The organism is Bosea vaviloviae (assembly GCF_001741865.1).
Taxonomy (GTDB): domain Bacteria; phylum Pseudomonadota; class Alphaproteobacteria; order Rhizobiales; family Beijerinckiaceae; genus Allobosea; species Allobosea vaviloviae.
In genome coordinates this window covers 5324107-5341621 of record NZ_CP017147.1, presented here as the reverse complement: position 1 = coordinate 5341621, position 17515 = coordinate 5324107, and the positions used below count along the sequence as shown (strand labels likewise).

Annotated in this window: 16 protein-coding genes; 11 read left to right on the top strand and 5 right to left on the bottom strand. The window is 64.8% G+C overall.

Translation table 11 applies throughout. From position 1 onward, the window contains the following. Positions 1 to 100: 100 nt before the first annotated feature. The gene (locus BHK69_RS24615; protein ID WP_069692403.1) at positions 101 to 862 is read left to right on the top strand and encodes an SDR family NAD(P)-dependent oxidoreductase; all 762 of its coding nucleotides are present in this window, start codon (positions 101 to 103) and stop codon (positions 860 to 862) included. A gap of 166 nt (positions 863 to 1028) precedes the next feature. On the opposite strand, the gene puuE is transcribed toward BHK69_RS24615, so the two are convergent. After that, the gene (gene puuE / locus BHK69_RS24610) at positions 1029 to 2450 is read right to left on the bottom strand and encodes an allantoinase PuuE (RefSeq protein WP_069692402.1); all 1422 of its coding nucleotides are present in this window, start codon (positions 2448 to 2450) and stop codon (positions 1029 to 1031) included. Between the two features lie 5 nt (positions 2451 to 2455). Then, the gene (gene uraH, locus BHK69_RS24605; RefSeq protein ID WP_069692401.1) at positions 2456 to 2812 is read right to left on the bottom strand and encodes a hydroxyisourate hydrolase; all 357 of its coding nucleotides are present in this window, start codon (positions 2810 to 2812) and stop codon (positions 2456 to 2458) included. 270 nt (positions 2813 to 3082) lie between these two features. Here uraH and BHK69_RS24600 point away from each other — a divergent pair, with 270 nt between their 5' ends. Together BHK69_RS24600 and BHK69_RS24595 are read left to right on the top strand one after the other, a co-directional pair. Then, positions 3083 to 4318 (top strand): urate hydroxylase PuuD, encoded by a 1236-nt coding sequence (locus tag BHK69_RS24600; RefSeq protein WP_069692400.1) that lies wholly within the window; start codon positions 3083 to 3085, stop codon positions 4316 to 4318. A gap of 172 nt (positions 4319 to 4490) precedes the next feature. Then, on the top strand, positions 4491 to 6992 hold the full coding sequence (locus tag BHK69_RS24595) for a hypothetical protein (protein ID WP_069692399.1): 2502 nt from the start codon (positions 4491 to 4493) through the stop codon (positions 6990 to 6992). Between the two features lie 187 nt (positions 6993 to 7179). Here the strand turns inward: BHK69_RS24595 and BHK69_RS24590 are convergent, their stop codons facing one another. Beyond that, the gene (locus tag BHK69_RS24590) at positions 7180 to 8235 is read right to left on the bottom strand and encodes an NAD(P)/FAD-dependent oxidoreductase (protein WP_069692398.1); all 1056 of its coding nucleotides are present in this window, start codon (positions 8233 to 8235) and stop codon (positions 7180 to 7182) included. A gap of 163 nt (positions 8236 to 8398) precedes the next feature. Further along, the gene (locus BHK69_RS24585; protein ID WP_069692397.1) at positions 8399 to 8827 is read right to left on the bottom strand and encodes a GlcG/HbpS family heme-binding protein; all 429 of its coding nucleotides are present in this window, start codon (positions 8825 to 8827) and stop codon (positions 8399 to 8401) included. A 217-nt stretch (positions 8828 to 9044) separates the two neighbouring features. Between BHK69_RS24585 and lysM the strand changes: the two genes are divergently transcribed. The 8 genes from lysM (at position 9045) to BHK69_RS24550 (ending at position 16814) form a co-directional block, all read left to right on the top strand. Further along, positions 9045 to 9488 carry a peptidoglycan-binding protein LysM gene (gene lysM, locus BHK69_RS24580; protein ID WP_069692396.1) on the top strand — a complete coding sequence of 148 codons (444 nt, stop codon included), beginning with the start codon at positions 9045 to 9047 and terminating at the stop codon, positions 9486 to 9488. 197 nt (positions 9489 to 9685) lie between these two features. Further along, complete coding sequence (locus BHK69_RS32745; protein WP_158516268.1) at positions 9686 to 9826, top strand: hypothetical protein; 141 nt, start codon at positions 9686 to 9688, stop codon at positions 9824 to 9826. Positions 9827 to 9840: 14 nt separating this feature from the next. Then, on the top strand, positions 9841 to 10155 hold the full coding sequence (locus BHK69_RS24575; protein ID WP_069692395.1) for a rhodanese-like domain-containing protein: 315 nt from the start codon (positions 9841 to 9843) through the stop codon (positions 10153 to 10155). A gap of 54 nt (positions 10156 to 10209) precedes the next feature. Further along, on the top strand, positions 10210 to 11160 hold the full coding sequence (locus tag BHK69_RS24570) for a YiiG family protein (RefSeq protein WP_244548309.1): 951 nt from the start codon (positions 10210 to 10212) through the stop codon (positions 11158 to 11160). A gap of 105 nt (positions 11161 to 11265) precedes the next feature. Next, positions 11266 to 13575, top strand: coding sequence for a xanthine dehydrogenase family protein molybdopterin-binding subunit (locus BHK69_RS24565; protein ID WP_069692394.1), 2310 nt, complete (start codon positions 11266 to 11268; stop codon positions 13573 to 13575). A gap of 77 nt (positions 13576 to 13652) precedes the next feature. Continuing rightward, the gene (locus tag BHK69_RS24560; protein ID WP_069693320.1) at positions 13653 to 14756 is read left to right on the top strand and encodes an IS5 family transposase; all 1104 of its coding nucleotides are present in this window, start codon (positions 13653 to 13655) and stop codon (positions 14754 to 14756) included. A gap of 401 nt (positions 14757 to 15157) precedes the next feature. After that, positions 15158 to 15589 (top strand): c-type cytochrome, encoded by a 432-nt coding sequence (locus BHK69_RS24555; protein WP_069692393.1) that lies wholly within the window; start codon positions 15158 to 15160, stop codon positions 15587 to 15589. A gap of 283 nt (positions 15590 to 15872) precedes the next feature. Beyond that, positions 15873 to 16814: a c-type cytochrome gene (locus BHK69_RS24550; RefSeq protein WP_148663576.1), complete on the top strand. Its 942-nt coding sequence runs from the start codon at positions 15873 to 15875 to the stop codon at positions 16812 to 16814. A gap of 74 nt (positions 16815 to 16888) precedes the next feature. Here BHK69_RS24550 and BHK69_RS24545 read toward each other — a convergent pair whose 3' ends face one another. After that, entirely contained in the window at positions 16889 to 17461 is a 573-nt protein-coding gene (locus BHK69_RS24545; RefSeq protein ID WP_069692392.1) for an RBBP9/YdeN family alpha/beta hydrolase, read from the bottom strand. Positions 17462 to 17515: the final 54 nt, after the last annotated feature.

Here is a 17515-nt window from a genome sequence, read left to right as displayed (position 1 = left end):
GCCGCGGCTGGGACAGTTCCTTTCCGGGGAGGCGGGAGGGCTGTTGACCCGCCCGGCGTCGCAGTGTCCCCTCGCTGCGGGGATGAAACAGGAAACCGGCATGTTCGAGGATCTGAGGGGCAAGCGCGTGCTGGTGACGGGCGCGTCGTCGGGCTTGGGCGCGCATTTCGTCGCGCTGCTGGCGGGGCAGGGCGCCGAGGTCGTCGCGGCAGCACGACGGCTCGACCGGTTGAGCGCGCTGGCGAGGGCCTGCGAAGGCCTTCCCGGCACGGTGAGCCCGCTCGCCTTGGATGTCGCTTCCGTCGCTGCGATCGAGGCCGGGCTTGCCGAGGCGAGTGCGGCGATGGGCGGGCTCGACGTGCTGATCAACAATGCCGGCGTCGCCGAGCCCGAGCGCGCGCTCGATCTGAGCGAGGCGCAATGGGACGCGCATCTCGACGTCAATCTGAAGGGCTGCTTTTTTGCCGCGCAGGCCGCGGCGCGGATCATGGCCAAGCAGGATGGCGGCGGCGCGATCGTCAATATCGCCTCGATCCTGGGCGAGCGGGTCGCGATCTCGGTCGCGCCCTATGCGGCGGCGAAGGCCGGCCTGATCCAGCTTACCAAGGCGTTGGCGCTGGAATGGGCGCGCCACAAGGTCCGGGTGAATGCGCTGGCGCCGGGCTATGTCATCACCGATCTCAACCGCGATTTCTTCGAGACCGAGCCGGGGCAGGCGCTGATCAAGCGCATCCCGATGCGCCGCGCCGCCGATCTCGGCGATCTCGACGGAGCGCTGTTGCTGCTCTGCGCCGATGCCTCGCGCTTCATGACCGGGTCGGTCATTGCTGTCGATGGCGGGCATCTGGTTAGCGGGCTGTAGCGCTCCGTCTTTCCGGGGCGATCCGAAGGATCGAGCCCGGAACCCAGAACCGATGCGCTCGATCAGTGAAGCTCACCATGCGAGTGCATTATGGAGAACCGGTATCGGCTCTGGGTTCCAGGTTCTTCGCTGCGCGAAGCCCCGGAATGACGGCGTGGCTCCTCGACTAAGCCGGCAGCAACTCCCTCAGCCGCAGCAGCGCGATCGTCTCGACTTGCCCGAGCGCTGTTTCGAATTCCTGTTCAGGCGAACTTTTCAGGCGCGCTTCGAAAGCCGCGACGATCTCGTCCTTGTCCATCCCCTTCACGGCGATGATGAAGGGGATGCCGAAGCGGGCCTTGTAGGCCTCGTTCAATGCGGTGAAGCGGACGCGCTCGTCGCTGGTCAATCGATCGAGCCCGGCGGAGGCCTGTTCCTGGCTCGATTCCGGCGTCAATTCGCCTGCAGCAGTGAGCTTGCCGGCAAGGTCGGGATGGGCGAGCAGGAGCGCCTTCTGCAGATCGCGCGAGCCGGCGCGCATCGCTTTCGCCATCGCCGTATGCAGGCCGGCGGCGCTGTCCTGGCTCGCGGCCAGGCCGGCGTCATGGGTGGCTGCCGCGACCCAGGGCGAGTGCTCCCAGACCCGGCCAAAGACCTCGACGAAGAGCGCCTTGGGCAGTTTCGAAGGCACATAATCGCCGGCAGGCGGGTGATGCCTGATCCAGTGCCGAGCGATCTCAAGCCGGGTTGCGACCCAGACGCGATCATGGCTCTGAACATAGTCGAGGAAGCGCGCCAGCGCCGCGGCGCGTCCGGGCCGGCCGACGAGCCGGCAATGCAAACCGACCGACATCATCTTGGGCGCCGTCTCGCCCTCGGCATAGAGCGTGTCGAACGAGTCCCTGAGATAGGCGAAGAACTGGTCGCCGGCATTGAAGCCCTGCGGCGTGGCGAAGCGCATGTCGTTGGCGTCGAGCGTATAGGGCACGGCGAGCTGCGGGCCGCTCGGGCCGGCGAGCCAATAGGGCAATTCGTCGGCATAGATATCGGCCGTGTAGAGGAAGCCGCCTTCCGCCATGGTGAGCGGAATTGTGTTCTGCGAGGTGCGGCCCTGATAGCAGCCGAGCGGGCGTTCGCCGGTGAGTTCGGTCTGGATGCGGATGGCTTCGAGAATGTCGGCGCGTTCGCGCTCGGCGGGCACATCGCGATAGTCGATCCATTTCAGGCCATGGGTTGCGATCTCCCAATGGGCTTCCTGCATCGAGGCGACGATCTCAGGATAGCGCGCAAGCGCGCTCGCCACCGCGAAGACGGTGACCGGCAGCTTCCGTTCGGTGAACATGCGCCAGAGCCGCCAATAGCCGGCGCGCGAGCCGTATTCGTAGATCGACTCCATGTTCATGTGGCGCTGGCCGGGCCATGGCGCCGCGCCGACGATCTCGGACAGGAAAGCCTCCGAGGCCGCGTCGCCGTGCAGGATGTTGTTCTCGCCGCCTTCCTCGTAATTGATCACGAACTGGACGGCGATGCGGGCCTGGCCCGGCCAATGCGGATTGGGGGCGTCGCGGCCATAGCCCTTCAGGTCGCGCGGATAGGCGGTGTCGGTCATGAGGGTCAGCTGCCGCGATAGGTTGAATAGCTCCAGGGCGAGGCCAGGAGCGGGACGTGATAATGGCCTTGCGCATCGGCGATGCCGAAGCGCAGCGGCACGATGTCGAGGAAGGCGGGCTCGGGCAGGGGTGTGCCCAGCGCGCGAAAATAGGCGCCGATCGCGAAGCTCAGCTCATAGGTGCCGGTGGTCAGCCCGTCTCCGCTCAGGAGAGGAGCATCGGTGCGGCCATCGGCGTTGGTTAGGGTCTCGACGAGGCGGCGGCGCGAACCATCCGACAGCAGGCGGTCGAGCGTGATCGCCACGCCCGGCGCCGCCCTGCCGTTGACCGTGTCCAGCACATGGGTGGAGAGGCGTCCCATTCGTCGTGATACCCTTTGCGGCTGCGCGGCTCGGAACGAAGCTTGCCTTCGTGAAAAGGCCACCCCGAGAGCCGGCTGATTTCAGCTGGGATCATAAAGTGATCCCAGCTGAAATCAGCCGGCTCTCGTCTAAAAGTGAGAGCAGGATCGATGCGAAAAACCGGTGCCCACTTTTTCGCATCCTGCTCTAGTCTGGACGCATCATGAGAATTCCACCCCGGATTCGGCCCTGTCAATTGCCGGTGCGCGCAACACGAGGCCTGCCGGGCGATGCTTGACGCCTATCTCATGGAATGGGGCGGCATGCTGCTGCGCTGGCTGCATGTGATCACGGCGATCGCCTGGATCGGCTCGTCCTTCTTCTTCATCCATCTCGATGCCAGCTTGCGGCCTGCGGCGGACATCCCTTCTGGAGAGGGCGGGCGCGCTTGGCAGGTCCATGGCGGCGGCTTCTACGAGATGCGCAAATACCTGGTTGCTCCCGCCGTGATGCCGGCCGAGTTGACCTGGCATAAATGGCAGAGCTACTGGACCTGGATCTCGGGCTTCTTTCTGCTGGTCTGGGTCTATTATGCGCAGTCGGAGCTCTATCTGATCGATCCGGCGGTGATGGCGCTGTCGCCGCTCGCGGCGGGCGCGATCGGCATCGCGGCGCTGGCCCTGGGCTGGCTGTTCTACGACTTCCTATGCAAATCGCCTTTGGGCAAGAACGATGTGCTGCTCGGGCTCTTCGGCTTCGGCTATGTCGTCGCCGCGAGCTGGGCCTTCGCCAGCGTCTTTTCCGGGCGCGGCGCATTGATCCATACCGGCGCGCTGATGGCGACGATCATGACCGCCAATGTCTTCTTCAACATCATGCCGGGTCAGCGCAAAGTGATCGCGGCGCTGACGGCGGGCGAAAAGCCCGATCCGAAATACGGCAAGGCGGCCAAGCAACGCTCGACGCACAACAACTACATCACCCTGCCGGTGCTGTTCCTGATGCTGTCGAACCATTATCCGGTGACTTACGCCAATTCGGCGGTGATCCCGGCGCTGGTGGCGCTGATCATCGTCGCGGGCGCGCTGATCCGGCATTTCTACAATCTCCGCCACGCCGACCATGCGAAGTCGCCCTGGTGGTGCTGGGGCGTCGCGATCCTGGCGATCTGGCTCGCCTTCTGGCTCGCGATGGCGTCCTCACCAGGCGGGCGCGAGCGGCTGGGGCTTTCGCCGCTCGCTGCAGCCAAACCCGTCTTGCTGGCGGGAATGGCGTTGCCGCCGGTCGAGATCAGCACCATCGTCAGCGGGCGCTGCGCCATGTGCCATGCGCCGGAGCCGTCCTGGCCCGGCATCCAGATCGCGCCCAAGGGGGTGCTGCTGCACGAGCCGGAACTCATCGCCGCCCATGCCCGTGCCATCAGGGTGCAAGCGGTGATGACGCATGCGATGCCGCCCAATAATCTCTCCGGCATGACCCCGGATGAACGCCGGGTGCTGGCCGCCTGGCTCGGGAATATCCGCTGAAACGGAGGATGGCGCTCACCAAGCCTTGACCTTGTGGTGTGGAAGCTGAACGCCTCGCCGATTTCATTCAGTTTCGGTTCACATCGACCACTGCATTTTCTCCCGCACTGACAGAATGGAGGCTGGTTCCGACTCCGGGATCGTCCAGTACTGAGGGGACCGGGGGGTCCGCTTGAACACTTTTCTGAAGAAGGGCGTCAGCTATCGGCTGGCGGCCGCGGGTTTTGTTTGTGTCTGGGTGATCCTGTGCTGGCCATGGCTTTCAGGTTCCGTCACGATTCCGTTCGACGCCAAGGCGCATTTCCAGGCGCAGATCCAGTTCCTGGCGCAGGCGCTGCACAGCGGCCAGTCGCCGTTCTGGACGCATAACGTCTTCGGTGGCTCCCCCCAGGTCGCCGATCCGCAATCGCTGATCTTTTCGCCCGCGATCCTGCTCGCTTTGCTGACGCCGTCGCCGAGCTTCCGCGAGGTCGATGCCTATGTGCTGGCGCATCTGCTTGCGGGTGGCCTTGCCCTGCTGATGTTCTTCCGCGACCGCAAATGGCACCCCGCCGGCGGCCTGCTCGCGGCGATCGTATTCGCTTTCGGCGCCTCGTCCGCGTGGCGCGTGCAGCATGTCGGGCAGATTGCGAGCCTTGCCTTCTTCGCCATCGCCTTCTGGCTGACGGCGCGCATGCTGCAACGCTCCTCGCTGCTCTCCGGCGCGCTCGCTGGCCTCGCCGGCGGCATGATGGTGCTGGAGCCGGACCAGGTCGCGATGCTCGGCGCCTATGTGCTGATCGGCATGGTTTTGGCGCATTGGCTCTCGGGTGGCTGGGCGGCTGTCCGCGCCAGCCTCGCACCGATCACGGTGGCGAGCCTGGCCGGCATCCTGACCATCGCCATGCCGCTGCTCTGGACCTGGCTCTTCGCCGAGGCGACGACGCGGCCGGAGATCGATTTCGTCGAGGCAGGCCGCGGCTCGCTGCACCCGGCCTCGCTGCTGACCGCCTTCGTCGCGGATTTGTTCGGCGCGCGTGATCCGGCTGTCGATTTCTGGGGCCCTTACAGCCCCGCCTGGAATGCCAAGGAGCTGTTCCTGTCGCAGAACATGGGACAGGTCTATATCGGCGCGCTGCCGCTGCTCCTGCTGATCGCGCCCGGCCTGACGCGAGGCTGGCTCTGGGACAAGGCCATCCGGCCGTTCAGCCTGCTCTTCCTCTTCATGGTGCTGTTCGCGCTCGGCCGCTACACGCCGGCCTTCCAGCTGTTCTACGAGTATCTGCCGGGCGTGAAGGCCTTCCGCAGGCCGGCGGACTCGACCTTCCTGATTGGTGGGCTCGGCGCCATCCTCGCGGGTTATGTGCTGCATCGCCTGCTGTCGGAGGAGAATCTGGGCTCGCTGAAGCGCGATTTCGCGATCGGAGCCGGGGTCGTCGCGGCGGTGATCGTGCTGGCGCTCGTGGTCTCGGCCGATGAGCGGCATCTGCGCGACGCGTGGTGGCCCGCAGCCTCCGCTGTGGCGTGGTTCGGCGCGTCGCTGCTGGTGGTGGGCGTCCTGATGCGCTGGCGCAATGGCATCGGCCCGCTTGCCGCGGCCGTCCTGGTGACGGGCGTCATCGGCGCCGATCTTGGCCGCAACAACGGCCCCAATGAATCGACCGCGCTCTCGCCTGATCTGTATGACGTGCTGCGTCCCGAGACGCAAAACGAGACCGTCCGGGCGTTGAAGCGGCTCGTCGCCCAGCCCACGGGCTCGCCGCGCCGCGACCGGGTCGAACTGCTCGGCATGGGCTTCGAATGGCCCAATGTCGGCATGGTGCACGGCTTCGACCATACGCTGGGCTACAATCCCCTGCGACTGGCCGATTTCTCCGACGCCGTCGGTACGCGCGATTCGATCGGCGACCCGAAAGAGCGCAAGTTCACGCCGCTATTCCCGTCCTATCGCTGCCGCCTCGCCGATCTGCTCGGCCTGCGCTACATCGCGACGCCGGTGCCGATCGGCCAGGTCGACTACAAGCTCCATGACGGAGATCTCAAGCTCGTCGCGCGCACCAAGGAGGGGTATATCTACGAGAACCCTCGCGCGTTGCCGCGCGTGCTGTTTGTCGGTGGCTGGCAGATGGCCGATTTCGACGGCATGAAGGCTGGCGGGCGCTGGCCGGATGTCGATCCGCATCAGGTCGTGCTGCTCGATTCCGAGCCGCCCGAGGCTATACCGGAAGGGCCGAGCACGGCCCAGGCCGAGGTCAAGCTCGGTCGCTACGAGAACACCGAGATCGAGATCGAGGTCACGGCGACGCAGGCCGGCTTCGTCGTGCTGAACGACATCTGGCACCCTTGGTGGCGGGCGCAGGTCGACGGTGTCGATACCGAGATCCTGAAGGCGAATGTGCTGTTCCGCGCCGTGCAGGTGCCGGCCGGGACGCATAAGGTCCGCTTCAGCTTCCATCCGATCGAAGGCGCGCTGGCCGAGTTCCGGGATCGCGTCGATCCGCCGCGCGATATCGAGGACGATCTGCCGGTGCCCGGGCCGATGCAGCCGCAGATCGCGTCCGGAGATGCCGCCGGCCGCTTCCAGCCTGCGCTGGCTACACCGTCACGCGCGACGCTGGAGACGCTGCGTCTCGGTTCGGTGCCGCAGCCTCAGATTGGCGAGCGTTCGCACATGTCCTCGACGCGGGAGTACTGAACGCTGGCTCGGTTTACATACCCAGTCACGGTGCTGTCCATTTTGGCTGAACCGTCATTGCGAGGAGCGTAAGCGACGAAGCAATCCAGCAAGGCTCGCTCTACGCCCCTGGATTGCTTCGCTGCGCTCGCAATGACGGAGTTTGCAAGCGCCTAGGCGGAGTGCTGTGACTCCACCCATCGCTCGCTCACGCGACTCCGAGCTTTTTCTGGAGGGATGTCGAGGAGGTCGTGTACTGGAAGGTCAGTCGCTTGTCGGGATAGACGTAGCGATGGACCTTCTGGGCTGCGAGCGCGGCCTCGTGGAAGCCCGACAGGATGAGCTTGAGCTTGCCGGGATAGGTGTTGATGTCGCCGATGGCGAAGATGCCCGGTGTGCTCGTCTCGAACTTCTCGGTATCGGCCGGGATCAGGTTCTCGTTGAGGTTCAAGCCCCAATCGGCGATCGGCCCGAGCTTCATGGTCAGGCCGAAGAAGGGCAGGAGCGTATTGCAGGCGATCTCGAAGGTCTGGCCGTCACTGTCACGGCAGATCGCGGCCTGGAGCGCCGAGCCCTCGCCCTTGAGGCCGGTGACCTGGCCGAGCTTCATGTCCATCTGGCCGGAAGCGACGAGCGCGCGCATCTGCTCGACCGAATGCGGCGCGGCGCGGAAATCGTCGCGGCGATGCATCAGCGTGACGCGCCTGGCGATCGGCTGCAGGTTGAGCGTCCAGTCGAGAGCGGAATCGCCGCCGCCGACGATCAGGATGTCGCGGCCGCGGAAGGCCTCCATCTTGCGCACGGCATAGAACACCGAGTTGCCCTCATAGGCCTCGATGCCGGGGATCGGCGGCTTCTTGGGCTGGAACGAGCCGCCGCCGGCAGCGACGATGACGGTCTTGGTCTCGAACACCGTGCCGGCATCGGTGGTGACGCGGAAACGCGGGGCGTCCGCCGTGCCGATCGGCTCCAGCGCCTCGATCATCTGGTTCAAGTGGAAGGTCGGGCCGAAGGGCCGGATCTGCTCGACGAGGTTGTCGACCAGGCCCTGGCCGGTGACGATCGGGAAGCCCGGAATGTCGTAGATCGGCTTCTCCGGATAGAGCTCGGCGCATTGCCCGCCGACCTTGGGCAGGATGTCGACCAGATGCGCCTTGATGTCGAGCAAACCCAGCTCGAACACCGCAAACAATCCGCACGGACCTGCGCCAACTATCACGACATCCGTGGTGATAACCTCACCGGGAACGGCCACGTCGCTCATCTCATTTCCTTTGAAACGTTCAAAAATTCTGCAAACCGAACAGCGCCGCGCGTGACATGATGCCTCGCGCGGCGTCTGGCAAGTGTTTTCGGGTTCGCGCGTGTTTTCGGGAGAGACGAGAGACGGGTCCGATCAGGTCGGATCGACCTGATCGGCGCGTGCTCTAGGCGCCGGTATCGGCTCTGAGGCCGGCCGCTGTGATTCCAGCTACGGCGGCCGCTTCGTCATTGTCCGAGGTGTCGCCGGAGACGCCGATCGCGCCGAGCAGTATGTTGTTGGTGTCGCGGATCAGCACGCCGCCGGGCACCGGCACGAGCGAGCCGCCGACGGCATGCGTTGCCGCCTCGATGAAATAGGGCCGCTCCTGCGCCATCTTGTGGAGCGCACGCGAGCCGAGGCCCATTGCGACTGAGCCATGGGCCTTGCCGAGCGCGATCTCGCCGCGCTTCAGGCTGGTGCCGTCCTGCGCCGCGAAGACCTTCTCCGCGCCGCGCGCATCGAGAACAGCGATGGCAAGCGGCTTGAACCCGCCCTTTTCGGCATAGGAGAGGGCCGTTGCGAGAATGGTCTGGGCCTGGGCGAGCGTCAGCATCGGGGAACTCCGTTGGGGCTTTGGGGCTGTTGTCCTGGGGCGCTTGTGCCAGCCCGTCATTGCGGGGGGAAGAGGTCGCCGCGTCAGAGCAGTTGTGCCGAAAAAGGCCTGTCAGGTGACGCAAGGAAGAGTTGTATTCGCGCAAAAATGCAACGTCTGTCTTGAACTTATCATGCTGAGGGGGCTTGATGTGCCCCCCAACAGATGGAGAAGCCTCATGGGTCTGTTCAGTTTCATCAAGGATGCGGGCGCGAAGATTTTCGGCTCGAGCCCAGCCAAGGCCGCCACGGCGGACGAGTTGCAGAAAGAGCTGGCCGGTCATGGCTTGCCGTCCGATGTCGCGATCTCGATCGATGGCGACAAGGTCAAGGTCTCGGGCAAGGCGGTCTCGACCGAGCAGGCCGAGAAGATCATCCTGGCGCTGGGGAACACGACCGGGGTCGCCTCGGTCGAATCCGATCTCGCAGTGACCAAGGAAGCCGCCGCCGCCGTGTTCTACACGGTCAAGAAGGGCGACACGCTCTGGAAGATCGCCGAAGAGCATTACGGCAAGGGCCAGGGCGCCAAATACACCGAGATCGTCAAGGCCAATACGCCGCCGGTGAAGAATCCCGACCTGATCCAGCCGGGCTGGGTGCTGCGGATTCCGGCGCAGGCCTGAGCGAGGCCCCGCTGGATCCGGCGACGGATCCCGAGACTGGCTGCGTCCCTCCGGGCGCAGCCGCAAGACCAGCCCCGAGCGGCCACGGGCGCCCTGTTTGCGACTTACTCTCCACCATCTTCTGCATGGGGATATGCGCGGATCGTAGCGGCTGCGCATTTGAGCGGTGATAGCCAAGCTCCGCTTGCACCAGATCGATGCGCGCCAAGCTGCTCGATGAAGATGCCTGTTCGATGAGGATACCTGCCGCAAGCGAATTGATCCGAGGCGTGATCCGGCTTGGCATCGTGGTGGCAATTCCGGCGCTCACGCTCTATCTGGTAAATCTGCTGGATTGAGCTGGAGATGCGCCTTGATCGTGAAGGATCTCGATATCGACGCCGTCAGGGCCGGACTTGCGGATGGGTCGATCCTGGTGGTCGATGTGCGCGAGCCGCATGAATTCGCCGCCGGCCATATTCCGGGCTCGACCTTACTGCCGCTCTCGCAATTCGACCCAGCCGCCATTCCCGACGCGCCCGGCAAGCGCATCGTCTTCTCCTGCGCCGCCGGCGTGCGCTCGCTGCGCGCGCTCGAATTCGCGCAATCGGCGGGGCTCGACATCGACAGCCATTATTTCGGCGGCTTCAAGGATTGGGCGATGCGGGGCGGGCCGGTCGAGCGCTGAGGGTTTGACCGGGCCTGCGACCTTCAAGCCCCGACGGATGACAAGGATTCAGACATGCCGGTTTCCATGTTTCTGCGCAGCGCGGCCTTTGCCTTCGCGCTCCTGGCGCTGACACCTGCCGGCGCCCTGGCTCAGGGAGCGGCGACACCTGCCGCGCCAACCGCCGACGAGGCCGGCCTGCAGACGGCAATCGCCAAGTCCAACGCCTACACCGCCCTGATGAACCGGACGCTGCGCGCAATCCAGTCCTGGGAGCGCTATGCGAGCTGGGTCGACATGAAGAAGGGGCCGACCGGTAAGGAGCGCTACATCGATTACGGGCTCTACAGCCTTTATGACGTTACCGGCGAGATCAAACGCGCCGAGGAGGCCGTCACCCGTGCGCCGGCGCTGCCGGAGATCGACCAGACGATCAGGCGCTACATCAGGGCTTATCAGGAGTTCGCTCCGCTGATCACGAGGGCGGAGCGCTATTACGAGCGCAAGGATTACCGCGACGACAACGCCACTGAGGGGCGCAACCTGCACATGCTGATGGTGCCGGCCGCAAAAACCTTCCTCGATGAGCGAGCGACGCTCGATGCCCAGATGCGCGTCTACAAGAAAGGGCTCGATCAGCGCGAGCTCGCCGCCGTCGAGCAGCGGGAAGGTCGCTCAGTGCGCTGGCAGGTTCGCAACGTCATGATCAACGCCCGGGTGGTGATGGATCTGATGCCGAGCAATGAGAAGCCGATCGTCGACCTCAAGGCATTCGACGCGGCCGTGGCTGATTATGCCGGTGCGGTGCGCGAGATGGACCGCTTCAAGGAGACCGAGCCCAAAGGCGTGCCCTTCATCGAAAGCCAGGCGAGCTCCTGGCTCGGCAGGCTGAGGGATTTCCGCGACAAGCTCGGCCGCGGCAAGGGCGACGTTCGGCGCGGGGCGGCCAACGACGCGAACTGGCTCGTCAGCTCCTACAACACCATGGTCTCGCTGTCGGAGACCGCGATCCGCACCCTCCGCTGAGCGGGGAGCGATGCGCTGCATGCATCCCGGCGTGTCGCGCGCCGGGGTGACTGAACCCCGTTTCTAGGCCAGTCTTTCATTCGTCTTATCTGAGGATATCGGCTCATGCGTCCCATGAAATTCGGATTCGGCCAGCCCGTGCGGCGCGTCGAGGATCACCGCCTGACCACGGGCGCAGGTCGTTACACGGATGATACGGCCGTCGAGGGCGCGCTGCATGCCTTCGTGCTGCGCTCGCAATATGCGCATGCCAAATTCACGATCCGGGACAAGAGCGCGGCCCGCAAGATGAAGGGCGTGAAGCTGATCCTGACGGGCGAGGACGTCGCTCATCTCGGCGGCATTCCCTGCAAGGGTCTGATCAAGACGATCTCGGGCGAGCCGGTCGTGCCGTTGCCGGTGCCGGTGCTGCCCACCGATACCGTGCGCCATGTCGGTGAGGCGGTCGCCTTCATCGTCGCCGAGACGCTCGACCAGGCGCGCGACGCAGCCGAGGCCATCGATATCTCCTGGGAGACGCTGCCCTCGATCACCGGCATCGCCGCTGCGCTGGAGCCCAAGGCACCGCAGGTCTGGCCGGACCGAGCCGGCAATGTCGCCTTCGAGGCCGAGCAGGGCGACAAGGCCAAGACCGAGGCGGCTTTCGCCAAGGCCGACAGCACCGTCTCCGTCACCATCGTCAACAACCGGCTTGCCTCCAACTATATGGAGACGCGCGCCTGCATCGCCGAATACGACAAGGAGACCAAGCGCTGGACGCTGACGCTCGGCAGCCAGGGCAGCCATGGCACGCGCGACATCCTGGCGAGCTATATCCTGAAGGTCGACCCCAAGCGCATCCGCGTGGTCACGCCCGATGTCGGCGGCGGCTTCGGCACCAAGATCTTCATGTATCGCGAATACCCGCTGACCATGGTCGCAGCCGAGATGCTGAAGCGCCCGGTGCGCTGGGTCTCCGACCGCACCGAGCATTTCCTCGCCGACACCCATGGCCGCGCCAACCTCGCGACGGCGACGGTCGCGCTCGACAAAAAGGGCAAATTCATCGCCCTCAAGGTCGATCTCGCTGCCGAGATGGGGGCCTATCTCTCCCAATATGGACCCTTCATCCCCTGGGTCGGAACCACGATGACGCCGGGCTGCTACAGCATTCCCGCCGTCCATGTGCGCTTTAGGGGCGTGCTGACGAATACGACGCCGGTCGATGCCTATCGCGGCGCGGGCCGCCCCGAGGCCGCCTATCTGATCGAGCGGCTGGTCGATGCGGTCGCGCGCGAGACCGGCAAGACGCCCGACGCCGTGCGCGCGCTCAACTTCGTCAAGCCGGGCGAGATGCCGCACAAGACCCAGACCGGGCCGGTCTATGATTCCGGCGAGTTCGAGGGGCATATGCGCCGCGCCATGGAAGTCGCGGACTGGAAGGGCTTCAAGAGCCGCCTCAAGGCCTCGACCAAGGCCGGCAAGATCCGCGGCATCGGCCTCGCCTGCTATATCGAGGCCTGCGGCGGCGGCGGGCCGGAGAGCTCGACCGTGATCCTCGAGAAGGACGGCATGGTGACCGTGCTGATCGGCACGCAGTCGAACGGGCAGGGGCATGAGACCGCTTATTCCCAGCTCGTCTCTCAGCATCTCGACATTCCGATGGACCGCATCCGCGTCATCCAGGGCGATACCGACAAGGTCGAGACGGGTTCGGGCACCGGCGGTTCGCGTTCGATCCCCGTCGGCGGCGCGGCGCTCGACAAGGCGACTGCGATCCTCTCCGACAACCTCAAGCAGCTTGCCTCGGAGAAGCTCGAAGCGGGCCTCAGTGATCTCGAAATCGTCGATGGCGCGGTGCGCGTCGTCGGCACCGACAAGGCGCTCGACCTTGCCGCGATCGCCGCACTGCCGGGCGCGACCTCGGCCATGCTCAAGGTGCACCAGAGCTGGGAGCCGCCGGAGGCGACCTATCCCAACGGCACCCATGTCTGCGAATTGGAGGTCGATCCCGGCACCGGAGCGACCGCGATCCTCAACTATGTCGTGGTCGACGATTTCGGCGTGACGCTGAACCCGATCATGCTGCAGGGACAGGTTCATGGCGGCGCGGCGCAAGGCATCGGCCAGGCCCTGATGGAGGAGATCCGCTTCGATACGGAAGGGCAGATGCTGACCGCGACCTTCATGGACTATGCCCTGCCACGTGCGGTCGACGTGCCGAACTTCCATTTCGAGACGCGCAATGTGCGCTGCCTCACCAATGCGCTGGGCGTGAAGGGCGCGGGCGAGGCGGGGGCCATCGGAGCCTGCCCGGCCGTGATGAACGCGATGGTGGATGCGCTCGACCGCGCGGCCGGCATCAAGGCGATCGACATGCCGGCGACCCCGATCAAGGTCTTCAATGCGCTGAAGCAGGCCGGGTATCCGCTTTAGCAGGCTGCTGCAGAAGTCTCTGGCGGGATCGTCTTGGAGATGATTCACTCTGTCTGAGGCAGATGCGGGGTCTTGCGATGCGGGGACGTGAGGATCGGTCGGATAGCCTGTTCAGCTACATCCGGCTGGAAGAGCGGGTTCCTGCGGATCATCCGCTGCGAGCGATCCGGGCTTTGGCGGACGAGGTTCTGGCGGGTCTGAACGGTCGCTTCGAGACGCTGTATTCGCAGATGGGTCGGCCCTCGATCCCACCGGAGATGCTGCTGCGCGCGACGCTGCTGCAGGCGTTCTTCTCGGTTCGCTCCGAGCGGATGCTGATGGAGCAGATCGACTACAATCTGCTGTTCCGGTGGTTCGTCGGGCTTGAGATGGATGCCGCGGTCTGGCACCCGACGGTGTTCACGCACAACCGCGACCGGCTTCTGGAAGCGGATGTGGCCCACGCCTTCCTGTCGGGGCTGCTGGCTTTGCGTCAGGTGAAGCAGCTCCTGTCGAGCGACCACTTCTCCGTCGATGGCACGCTGATCGATGCCTGGGCCTCGATGAAGAGCTTCCGGCGCAAGGACGGCTCGGACGAGCCGCCTGGGCCTGGCCGCAACGGCGAGCGCAACTTCCGCAAGGAAAAGCGCTCGAATGTAACCCATGCCTCGACCACCGATCCCGATGCCCGGCTCTATCGCAAGAGCGACGGGCACGAGAGCCGGCTGTGCTTCATAGGCCATGCGCTGATGGAGAACCGCCATGGCCTCGTGGTGGACGCGACGCTGACCCACGCCACCGGCACGGCCGAGCGCGAGGCAACGCTTGCGATGCTCGACCGGCGCGAAAGCCGGCATCGGATCACGTTGGGAGCCGACAAGGCCTACGATGTCGAGGCCTTCGTGGGCGACCTGCGGGCGCGCCAGGTGACGCCGCACATCGCCATCAACGGCGCGGTGTCCAAGACCGGCAAGGTGCGCAAGACCGCCATCGACGGCCGCATCACCCGCCATCCCGGCTACGCGATCAGCCAGCGTTGCCGCAAGCGCATCGAGGAGGTCTTCGGCTGGATCAAGACCCAGGCCGGGCTGGCCAAGGTCAAGGTCCGGTCCCGGACCAAGGCCGAGGCGGTCTTCACCTTCGCAGTTGCCGCCTACAACCTCGTCCGCATCCCCAAGCTTCTAGCCCAGGCGACCGCATGAAGGGCAGCGCCAAGCGGACCAAACCACGCTCCGGCAGCAGCATCCACCAGAAGACAAGCCGCCGACGCTTCCCAGCTGCGCCAGTCGCTGCCAAAACAGCAAAGATCATCTAAACCAAGAGCCAGAACAGACTTCTTCAGCAGCCTGTTAGAGCCCGCTCCGATCAGCTTGCATCGCAAGCTGATCGGAAAAACGCTCTCCATCTTTAAGTTTAGAGGCGGATTCACCGATCAGGTCGCCTCGATCTGATCGGATCTGGCTCTAGTGCAAGATTGCATTTGCTGTAGCGCAAATGCCAATCGCGTGAGACCGGCTTGGCGCCAGCGCTTGGCTGATGTGATCTGGAAAGGTTCTAACCGGCGTCATCCTGAGCGCCGGACAGCCTTCGGGGATGACGACGCATGATCCGCTTTGCTCTTGCCGCCACTGCTCTGGTGCTCGGTTTTTCCGCCGTCATGGCGCAGTCTGATCCAATTGCCGAGCGCAAGGCCACGATGAAGACGATCGGCGGAGCCACCGGGCTCGGCGCCAAGATAGCCAAGGGCGAGGAGGCGTTCGACGCTGCCAAGGTCCAGGGCATCTTCAAGACCTATGTCGACTCCGGCAAGAAGATGGAGACGCTGTTTCCCGACAGCTCGAAGACCGGCGATACCACCGCCGGTCCGAAGATCTGGGAAGATCAGGCGAACTTCAGGGCGGCACAGGTCAAGTTCGAAAGCGATGCCGCGGCTGCGGCGACGGCCACTACCGATCTCGCCTCGTTCCGCACCGCATTCGGCACTGTCACCAAGAACTGCGCTGCTTGCCACGAGACCTATCGCATCAAGAAGTGAGGGCTGCCGGTTTTTGACGGCGGCTGGCGGAGCTTTCTGCTGCGCGGCGCGTTCCACTCCAGCACTGTATCGTTCTTGCTCGAACATGCGGTGTCATCCCGGCGGCGTCGCTTCGCGGCGTGGCTGGGATGACGCAGTGGTTCTGAGCTAGAGCAATTTTCGATCCAATCGGATCGATAAATTGCTCTAGACTTTTGTTTTTCACGCATTTTCTTCACGCGAACCGGTATCCACTTCGCTCGAAAACGCTCTAGACTGCGCGCAATCTCGGGAGAGGATGAGAATGCTGCTGCTGCGCCGCTTGCTGGTCACCCTCGTCGCGCTGGCGGCGCTTGGCCTTGCCGGTTTCTACGTATTGACCGACCCGCGCGTGGTTTCGCCTGATCCGCAGATCGGCGCGCTACCGGCGCCAGACATCGAGAACGGCAAGCTGCTTTTCGCTGCGGGCGGCTGTTCGTCCTGCCACGCCACGCCCGGCCAGGACGACAAGCTCAGGCTCGGCGGCGGGCTTGCATTGGGCTCGCCCTTCGGCACCTTCCACGCGCCCAACATCTCGCCGCATACGCGCGACGGCATCGGCAATTGGGGCGTGAAGGACTTCGTCGATGCGATGGCGACCGGCGTCTCGCCGGCCGGGCAGCATTATTATCCGGCCTTCCCCTATACCTCCTACCGGTTGATCCCGCCCAAGGCTCTGGCCGATCTCTTCGCCTATATCCGCACCCTCGCTCCGGTCGAGGGCAAGGCCGCGCCGCATGACCTGCCGTTCCCCTTCAACATCCGCCGCGTCGTCGGCGGCTGGAAGCTGCTCTTCTTCGACGGCGCCTCGTTCAAGCCCGATCCGGGCAAGAGCGAGGAATGGAATCGCGGCTTCTATCTGGTGAACGGCCCCGGCCATTGCGTCGAATGCCATTCGAGCCGCAACGCGTTGGGCGCCATCGTCCAGGCGACGCGCTTCGCCGGCGGACCCGATCCGGAAGGCAAGGGCTGGGTGCCCAATATCACCCAGGCCGAGGACGGCCTTGGCAAATGGTCGAAGCAGGAGATCGCCGAACTGCTCAAGACCGGCTTCACGCCGAGCTTCGACAGCGTCGGCGGCTCGATGGCGGCGGTGGTGCGCAACATCGCGCAGCTTTCCGATGTCGACCGCCTGGCGATGGCGGAGTATCTGAAATCGCTGCCGGCAATGCAGGGGCCGGTGAGGCCGGCGAAGGTGGGGGGATGAGCCCCCTTTAGCGCTTCAACGCGCAGGGCCGCTTGCGAGACGCCGCTCTATCCGAATGCGTTCGATCGAGGCTCTCACGGTTTCACGGTTGAATCGGCTTCAGCCGTGACAAGCCGGGCTCCGGCGGCGAATGCTTGAAAAAGAACCAAGCCTCCGGGCCAGTTGCCGAGTCCGCTGCGGCCATTGATATGACCGAGCGCTCCGACCTCGACAATGCCGCTGCCCCATTGGGCGGCGCGCAGTTCGGCATATTGGAACTCCCCATAGGGATCGTCGGTGCTGGCGACGATGAGGGAGGGGAAGCGCAATCTGCCTTCAGGCACGGGCGCGAAGCTGGCGGCCTCCGCCGGAAAAACAGCCCGGGTCGGATCGGGAACCGCGACGAGGAACGCCCCGGCGACCGGAAGAGACGAGATGCTTTGCCAATGGGCGACCAGAAGGCAGGCCAGGCTGTGAGCGACGAGAAGAGGCGGAGTTCGCGCCGAGGCGACCATGCGATCCAGCGCGGCGAGCCAGTCGCCGAGATCCGGCTGGTCCCAGCTTGTCGGTTGAAAACGCCCGATATGCGGATTGCTGCGTTCCCAATGGGTTTGCCAATGTGTTTCCCCGGAACCACCGATGCCGGGCAGGATAATGATGTCGGTCATGCTTTCCTCTCATTCGCTACTGGGAAAGGATGGCAGCTTTGCTCGCCAGTCAGA

Bases quoted from the DNA above. Each gene is read 5' to 3' on its own strand.
- BHK69_RS32745 (WP_158516268.1), top strand. From the start codon at position 9,686: ATGCGCGCCAAGCTGCTCGATGAAGATGCCTGTTCGATGAGGATACCT.
- puuE (WP_069692402.1), bottom strand. From the start codon at position 2,450: ATGACCGACACCGCCTATCCGCGCGACCTGAAGGGCTATGGCCGCGAC.
- lysM (WP_069692396.1), top strand. From the start codon at position 9,045: ATGGGTCTGTTCAGTTTCATCAAGGATGCGGGCGCGAAGATTTTCGGC.
- BHK69_RS24600 (WP_069692400.1), top strand. From the start codon at position 3,083: ATGCTTGACGCCTATCTCATGGAATGGGGCGGCATGCTGCTGCGCTGG.
- BHK69_RS24570 (WP_244548309.1), top strand. From the start codon at position 10,210: ATGCCGGTTTCCATGTTTCTGCGCAGCGCGGCCTTTGCCTTCGCGCTC.
- BHK69_RS24560 (WP_069693320.1), top strand. From the start codon at position 13,653: ATGCGGGGACGTGAGGATCGGTCGGATAGCCTGTTCAGCTACATCCGG.
- BHK69_RS24615 (WP_069692403.1), top strand. From the start codon at position 101: ATGTTCGAGGATCTGAGGGGCAAGCGCGTGCTGGTGACGGGCGCGTCG.
- BHK69_RS24565 (WP_069692394.1), top strand. From the start codon at position 11,266: ATGCGTCCCATGAAATTCGGATTCGGCCAGCCCGTGCGGCGCGTCGAG.
- BHK69_RS24590 (WP_069692398.1), bottom strand. From the start codon at position 8,235: ATGAGCGACGTGGCCGTTCCCGGTGAGGTTATCACCACGGATGTCGTG.
- uraH (WP_069692401.1), bottom strand. From the start codon at position 2,812: ATGGGACGCCTCTCCACCCATGTGCTGGACACGGTCAACGGCAGGGCG.
- BHK69_RS24555 (WP_069692393.1), top strand. From the start codon at position 15,158: ATGATCCGCTTTGCTCTTGCCGCCACTGCTCTGGTGCTCGGTTTTTCC.
- BHK69_RS24585 (WP_069692397.1), bottom strand. From the start codon at position 8,827: ATGCTGACGCTCGCCCAGGCCCAGACCATTCTCGCAACGGCCCTCTCC.
- BHK69_RS24545 (WP_069692392.1), bottom strand. From the start codon at position 17,461: ATGACCGACATCATTATCCTGCCCGGCATCGGTGGTTCCGGGGAAACA.
- BHK69_RS24550 (WP_148663576.1), top strand. From the start codon at position 15,873: ATGCTGCTGCTGCGCCGCTTGCTGGTCACCCTCGTCGCGCTGGCGGCG.